Annotated in this window: 7 protein-coding genes and 1 pseudogene; 4 read left to right on the top strand and 4 right to left on the bottom strand. The window is 73.0% G+C overall.

The genetic code is table 11. The features are described 5' to 3' along the window. The 3 genes from VIB11_RS08410 to VIB11_RS08400 all read left to right on the top strand — a co-directional run. Window positions 1–1,033: Na+/H+ antiporter NhaA (locus tag VIB11_RS08410; RefSeq protein ID WP_332030218.1), on the top strand; the 1,033-nt coding region annotated here is incomplete at its 5' end. A gap of 13 nt (window positions 1,034–1,046) precedes the next feature. After that, window positions 1,047–1,481, top strand: a complete 435-nt coding sequence (locus VIB11_RS08405) for a phage holin family protein (RefSeq protein ID WP_332030216.1) — start codon at window positions 1,047–1,049, stop codon at window positions 1,479–1,481. Between the two features lie 59 nt (window positions 1,482–1,540). Continuing rightward, window positions 1,541–2,455: an alpha/beta hydrolase gene (locus VIB11_RS08400; RefSeq protein WP_332030215.1), complete on the top strand. Its 915-nt coding sequence runs from the start codon at window positions 1,541–1,543 to the stop codon at window positions 2,453–2,455. A 24-nt stretch (window positions 2,456–2,479) separates the two neighbouring features. Here VIB11_RS08400 and VIB11_RS08395 read toward each other — a convergent pair whose 3' ends face one another. The 3 genes from VIB11_RS08395 to nth are packed head-to-tail and all read right to left on the bottom strand — an operon-like array spanning window position 2,480 to window position 5,057. Beyond that, window positions 2,480–3,691, bottom strand: a complete 1,212-nt coding sequence (locus tag VIB11_RS08395; RefSeq protein WP_332030213.1) for a MarP family serine protease — start codon at window positions 3,689–3,691, stop codon at window positions 2,480–2,482. Further along, window positions 3,688–4,383, bottom strand: a complete 696-nt coding sequence (locus tag VIB11_RS08390) for a CoA pyrophosphatase (protein ID WP_332030211.1) — start codon at window positions 4,381–4,383, stop codon at window positions 3,688–3,690. The genes VIB11_RS08395 and VIB11_RS08390 overlap by 4 nt, the downstream gene beginning before the upstream one ends. Continuing rightward, complete coding sequence (nth, locus tag VIB11_RS08385; RefSeq protein ID WP_332030220.1) at window positions 4,380–5,057, bottom strand: endonuclease III; 678 nt, start codon at window positions 5,055–5,057, stop codon at window positions 4,380–4,382. The genes VIB11_RS08390 and nth overlap by 4 nt, the downstream gene beginning before the upstream one ends. A 108-nt stretch (window positions 5,058–5,165) precedes the next feature. On the opposite strand from nth, the gene VIB11_RS08380 reads away from it, so the two are divergent. Next, the gene (locus VIB11_RS08380; protein WP_332030209.1) at window positions 5,166–5,843 is read left to right on the top strand and encodes a Crp/Fnr family transcriptional regulator; all 678 of its coding nucleotides are present in this window, start codon (window positions 5,166–5,168) and stop codon (window positions 5,841–5,843) included. Here the strand turns inward: VIB11_RS08380 and VIB11_RS08375 are convergent. Continuing rightward, window positions 5,824–6,027 (bottom strand): annotated as a pseudogene (locus VIB11_RS08375) (MBL fold metallo-hydrolase); the annotation flags it as partial. The gene VIB11_RS08380 and the pseudogene VIB11_RS08375 overlap by 20 nt on opposite strands.

Here is a 6,027-nt window from a genome sequence, read left to right as displayed (position 1 = left end):
CCGCGAGCCGGCCAAGGCAGCCGTGCCCGTCGGGGCCGCCCTCTGCGGGGTCGCGCTGCCCGCCCTGCTCTACACCGCGGTGGTGGTCGCCAGCGGCGCCGGCGGCGACGCCCTGCGCGGCTGGGCGGTCCCGACCGCCACGGACATCGCGTTCGCCCTGGCCGTCCTCGCGGTCATCGGCACCCACCTGCCGGCGGCGCTGCGCTCGTTCCTGCTCACCCTCGCCGTGGTCGACGACCTCGTGGCGATCACGATCATCGCCGTCTTCTACACCTCCTCGCTCGACCTTCCGCTGCTGGCCCTGGCCCTGCTGCCACTCGCCGCCTTCGCGTTCCTCGTGCAGCGGCGGATGACCCAGTGGTGGCTGCTGCTGCCGCTCGCTGGTCTGACCTGGGGGCTCGTGCACGCCTCGGGCGTCCACGCCACGGTGGCCGGCGTGCTGCTCGGCCTCACGGTGCCCGTGCGCCCGCGCACGAGCGTTCCGAGGGCCAGCACGCTGTCGGCCGAGGTCGACGTGGCGCAGCGCTTCGAGCACCGGCTGCGGCCGCTGTCGGCCGGGGTGGCCGTGCCGGTCTTCGCGTTCTTCGCCGCGGGCGTGACCGTCGTGGGCGGCGGGCTCGGCGCCGCCCTGGCCGACGAGGCCGCCATCGGCGTCGTCGTGGGCCTGGTGCTGGGCAAGCTCGTCGGCGTGCTCGGCGGCACCTGGACCCTGACCCGGTTCACCCGGGCCGAGCTCGACGACGGCCTGTCGTGGTGGGACGTGCTCGGGCTCTCGCTGCTCGCCGGCATCGGGTTCACGGTCTCGCTGCTGGTGGGCGAGCTCGCGTTCGGCGCCGGCAGCGAGCGCGACGAGCACGTCAAGCTGGCCGTGCTGGTCGGCTCGCTGCTGTCCGCGCTGCTCGCCACCGTCGTCCTGCGCGCCCGTAACCGGGTCTACCGTCGGATCGAGGAGCTCGAGGAGACCGACCTCGACCTCGACGGTGTCCCGGACGCCTTCCAGCGCTCGGATGTGGACCCGGCACCCGGCCACTAGGGTGGGAGACGCCATGCGGGCCCTCGGTCCGCTCGCGACCTACCAGGGGAGGGCCATGTCCAGCACCAGCGGCGAGGAGCGCACCCTCGGCCAGCTGGTCGCCGATGCGACCAGTGACATCTCTGCGATCGTCCGCAACGAGATCGCCCTGGCCAAGGCGGAGATGACCGCCGAGGCCAAGACCGCCGGCAAGGGCGCCGGGCTGTTCGCCGGCGCTGCCTTCGTCGGGCTGCTCGGCCTGATCTTCCTCTTCCACGCCGTGGCGTGGGGGATCGCGGAGTGGCTGCCCGTGTGGGCGGGCTACCTCATCACGACCGTCCTGCTGTTTGCGCTCGCCGGGATCCTCGGGCTGGTCGGCAGGAACAACATGAACAAGGTCAACCCGAAGCCGGAGCGGACGATCAAGAACGCCCAGGACACGATCGACGCGATCAAGCCCGGCGCCTGAGCCGCCGCACCCGCACCACCCCGAACCCTCCCCCGAACCCTCCCCCGAACCAGGACGACATGACCCTCGACGCTTCCATGGCGCTCATCGACGGCCCGTGGGAGCACCGCTTCGTCGCGGCCAACGGCGCCCGCTTCCACGTCGCCGAGCAGGGCGAGGGCCCGCTCGTGGTGCTCCTCCACGGGTTCCCGCAGTTCTGGTGGGCGTGGAGGCACCAGATGGGCGCGCTGGCCGAGGCGGGCTACCGCGCCGCCGCCATGGACCTGCGCGGCTACGGCGCGTCCGACAAGCCTCCCCGGGGCTACGACACCCACACCTCGGCGGCCGACGTCGCCAGCGTGATCCGCTCGCTCGGCGAGTCCGAGGCCGTCGTCGTGGGGCACGGCTGGGGTGGGTGGATCGCCTGGAGCATGCCGACCCTGCGACCGTCGGTCACGCGCGCCCTGGCCTCGGTGTCAATGCCCCATCCGCTGGTCTTCCGCCGCGCCTCCTTCACCAGGGCCGGGCAGGTGCGTGCGAACGCCTACCTCGCGGGCCTGCAGCGGCCGTTCGTCCCGGAGCGGGAGATGACCGTGCACGGCGGCTATGTGCAGCGCCTGCTGCGCGAGTGGGCCTCGCCGCAGGGGATCTGGCCCAGCCCGGAGGAGGCCAGGACCTACTCGGACGCCATGGCGGTGCCCTTCGTGGCGCACTCGGCGGCGGAGTACTACCGGTGGCTCGTGCGCAGCCAGGTCCGCCCCGACGGGTGGACGTTCGCCCGCCGCATGCGCACGCCCATCAGCGTGCCCGTCCTCCAGCTGCACGGCGAGCACGACCGCTCGGTGCTGCCCGAGACGGGTGTCGGCTCGGCGCAGTACTGCAGCGGGACCTACGAGCACCACGTCGTCGCGAGAGCCGGTCACTTCCTCCCCGAGGAGGCCCCCGACGCCGTCAGCGCACACCTCGTGCGCTGGCTCGACACCGTCGCGGGCTGATGGCACCGCCCCGCGCGTGAGGCGTCAGCCGGCGACGCAGGGGCCCGTGCCGACCGGAGTGGTCGCCGAGGCGGCGGCGTCCAGCACGGGGCGTGCCTCGTCGAGCGTGAGGGCGTAGCCGGTGCTGTTGTCGTCCAGCGACTTGGCGAAGATGACGCCCACGACGTCACCCGAGCCCGAGAGCAGCGGGCCGCCGGAGTTGCCCGGCCGCACGCGCGCGAAGAGGGAGTACACCTCCCGGCTGGCGCCCGGCGAGCCGTAGATGTCAGAGCCTCGCGCCTGGACCACCTCGCGCACACGGGCCGCGTCGAGGCGGTACGGGCCATCGAGGGGGAAGCCCGCCACGACGCCCTGCTCGCCTCGACGCAGCTCGCGCCCGAGGTCGAGGGGAGCGGCCGGCAGGTCCGGGGCGGCGACGACCGCGAGGTCCCGCTCCGGGTCGAAGACCACGACGCGGCCGGTGTACGAGGGCCCGGTGCCCTGCACCCGCAGGGTCACGGTGCGCATCCCGGCGACCACGTGGGCGTTGGTGACCACACGGCCCCGTGACACCACCCACCCGCTGCCCTCCTGGCCGCGGTTGCAGGCCTCGGCCACCCCGGTGATCTTGATGACCGAGTCGGCGGCGGCAGCCACGCCGGGCGTGCGCAGGACATTGGGGTCCGGGGGCTCCACCGGAGCGATGCGCTCGGCCTCCAGCCCCTCGAAGACGCGGGGGAAACCCTCGCGGTCCAGCACCTCGCGGAACCCGGCGAACAGCCGCGCGGTCTGGGGTGGCACGACGGTGTCGATGGCCCGCAGCACCCGCGACTCGCCGATGGCCCGGGCGAGGGGGGCCGGCGCGCCACCGCGCAGCGCCCCCGCGATGAACCACACGAGGACGGCTGCGGAGAGGACGACCACGATCGCGCCCAGGGCCGAGTCGAAGGCGCGCGTCTGCCGGTGCCGCACGCGCGAGCGCAGCCTGCCGCCGACCATGACGGCCAGCGCCTGGCCCATCGAGGCCATGATGAACACCCCCGCGATGAGGACGACGGACCGCATCACCGGCGTCTCCTCCAGGGCCGTCCACTCGTGGATGGCCATGGGTAGCAGCCACATGGCGAGTGCCCCGCCACCGAGGAAGCCGGCCAGCGAGAGGGTGCTGACGACCAGGCCCTGGCGGTAGCCCGAGATGGCGTAGCTGACGAACAGCACGATCAGCAGCAGGTCGAGGAACGTGAGCCCGAGGATCACCGGCGGCCCTCCTGGTACGGGGTCGTGCCGCGACGGCCGGAGCTGGGGCCACGAGGGTGGAACCGCTCGGGCAGGGGACGGCGGATGCCGGGGTCCCAGGGTTGCTCGAGGCCGGCGAGCTGCATGACACGGCTGAAGAGCATCGCGGTGAAGCCCCAGACGTAGAGGCCGTCGACCTCGAAGGCCGGGCCCTCGTAGCCCATCGGGTGCACGGTCGTGAACCGGATCGAGGCGTCGAGGAGGTGGTCGACGCGGACCCTCTCGGCGCGGTGGACCTCGCCGGCGTCGACGGAGGCGAAGGGTGTGGGGACGGGCCACCACCCCAGCACCGGCGTGACGACGTGCGCGCTCGGGCTGAGGAACAGCGGGGGGAGCTCGGCCACGACGTCGACCGTCTCCGGAGGGATGCCCACCTCCTCGTGGGCCTCACGCAGGGCAGCCGCCGTGGGGCCCTCTCCCGCCTCCAGCGACCCTCCGGGGAAGGAGACCTGGCCGGGGTGGGACCTGAGGTGGTGGGCGCGCTCGGTCAGCACGACCTCCTCACCGCCGTGCTCCGACGGCCCGAAGAGCATGAGCACCGCGGACTCCCTGCCGCCATCCTCCGGCGGCTGGAAACGGTCGAAGTACTCCGGGTCGGGGTGCTCGAGGGCCTGCTGGAGCCGTGCCATCCACGCAGGGCGTGGCGCGCTCATGCGCGGGTGCCCTGCGCCTCGGGCGCGAGCTCGAACTTCAGCAGCTTCGCCGCCTTTGCGGGGTCGGTCTCGCCGATGCCGTAGGACGGGCACCATCGTGCGATCGTGCAGGCGCCGCAGGCCGGCCGCTTGGCGTGGCAGGTGCGGCGGCCGTGGAAGATCACGACGTGGGAGAGCATCGTCCACTCCTTGCGGGGGATGAGCCTCCCGACGGCCTCCTCGACCTTGACCGGGTCGTCCTCGGGCGTCCAGCCGAACCGGCGCACCAGGCGGCCGAAGTGCGTGTCGACGGTGATGCCGGGAACCCCGAAGGCGTTGCCCAGCACGACGTTCGCGGTCTTGCGCCCGACACCCGGAAGGGTGACGAGGTCCTTCATCCGCCGCGGGACCTCGCCGTCGAAGCGCTCGACGATGTCGGCCGCGAGCCGCATCACGGAGTTGGTCTTGGCGCGGAAGAACCCGGTGGGCTTGAGGATGGCCTCCATCTCCTCGCGGTCGGCGCCCGCCAGGTCGGCTGCCGTGGGGTACCTCGCGAAGAGCGCCGGGGTCACCTTGTTGACCATGACGTCGGTGGTCTGGGCCGACAGCACCGTGGCCACGAGGAGCTGGAGGGGGCTCTCGAAGTCGAGCTCGCAGTGCGCGTAGGGGTAGCGCTCGAGCAGGGCGCGGTACATGCGCCGGGCGCGCCGGGTCAGCGCGACCGGCGACTCCTCGCGGGGTGCGGCGGACACCCGGACAGACTACGGGTCGTGCCTGACTCCCGACGTGGCACACTGTCGCCCGTGGACCAGGACGTGGTGAGAAGAGCCCCGCTGTTCGCTGCCCTCGACGACGAGGCGGCCGGCACGCTGATGCACTCGATGACCCAGCGCCGGCTCGAGCGGGGTGACGTGCTCTTCCACGAGGGTGACCAGGGTGACCGGCTCTACGTGATCCGCGAGGGCAAGATCAAGCTGGGCCGGCGCAGCAGCGATGGCCGCGAGAACCTCGTGGCGATCCTCGGCCCGGGCGAGATGTTCGGCGAGCTGAGCCTCTTCGACCCCGGCCCGCGCACGATGACCGCGACCGCGGTCGCGGAGACCCAGCTGCTCGGTGTCGGCAACGAGGACCTCAACGGCCTGCTCGCCGGGCGCCCCGAGGTCGCCAAGGTCCTGCTCGCCGCTCTGGCCAAGAGGCTGCGCCGCACCAACGAGAACCTCGCCGACCTCGTCTTCACCGACGTCCCCGGCCGCGTGGCCAAGGCGCTGCTCGACCTGTCCAGCCGCTTCGGCCGGCCGGTGGAGGACGGCATCCTCGTCTCCCACGACCTCACCCAGGAGGAGCTCGCCCAGCTCGTCGGCGCCTCCCGCGAGACGGTCAACAAGGCCCTGGCCGACTTCGCGAGCCGCGGCTGGCTGCGGCTCGAGGCCCGTGCGGTGCTGATCCAGGACGTCGAGCGCCTCAAGCGCCGCGCCCGCTGACCCTCCTCAGGTACTCCAGCTGCGCGGCCACACTGAGCCGCGCTGCCGGCCACACCTCGCGGGGCACGTCGGCATAGACCCGCTCCACGACGTCCTCGACCCCGCGGGCACCATCGGCCAGCGCCTGTCGCACCTGCTCGAGCCGTTCCCGGCGGTGCACACGGTAGAACGCCACCATGGCCGC

Origin of the sequence: Pedococcus sp. (genome assembly GCF_036554925.1) — a bacterium.
Taxonomy (GTDB): Bacteria; Actinomycetota; Actinomycetes; order Actinomycetales; family Dermatophilaceae; genus Pedococcus_A.
This window is presented reverse-complemented; position numbering and strand designations above follow the sequence as displayed.

Coding starts and splice junctions, on each gene's coding strand:
- VIB11_RS08400 (WP_332030215.1), top strand. CDS start 1,541: ATGACCCTCGACGCTTCCATGGCGCTCATCGACGGCCCGTGGGAGCAC.
- VIB11_RS08390 (WP_332030211.1), bottom strand. CDS start 4,383: ATGAGCGCGCCACGCCCTGCGTGGATGGCACGGCTCCAGCAGGCCCTC.
- VIB11_RS08405 (WP_332030216.1), top strand. CDS start 1,047: ATGCGGGCCCTCGGTCCGCTCGCGACCTACCAGGGGAGGGCCATGTCC.
- nth (WP_332030220.1), bottom strand. CDS start 5,057: ATGTACCGCGCCCTGCTCGAGCGCTACCCCTACGCGCACTGCGAGCTC.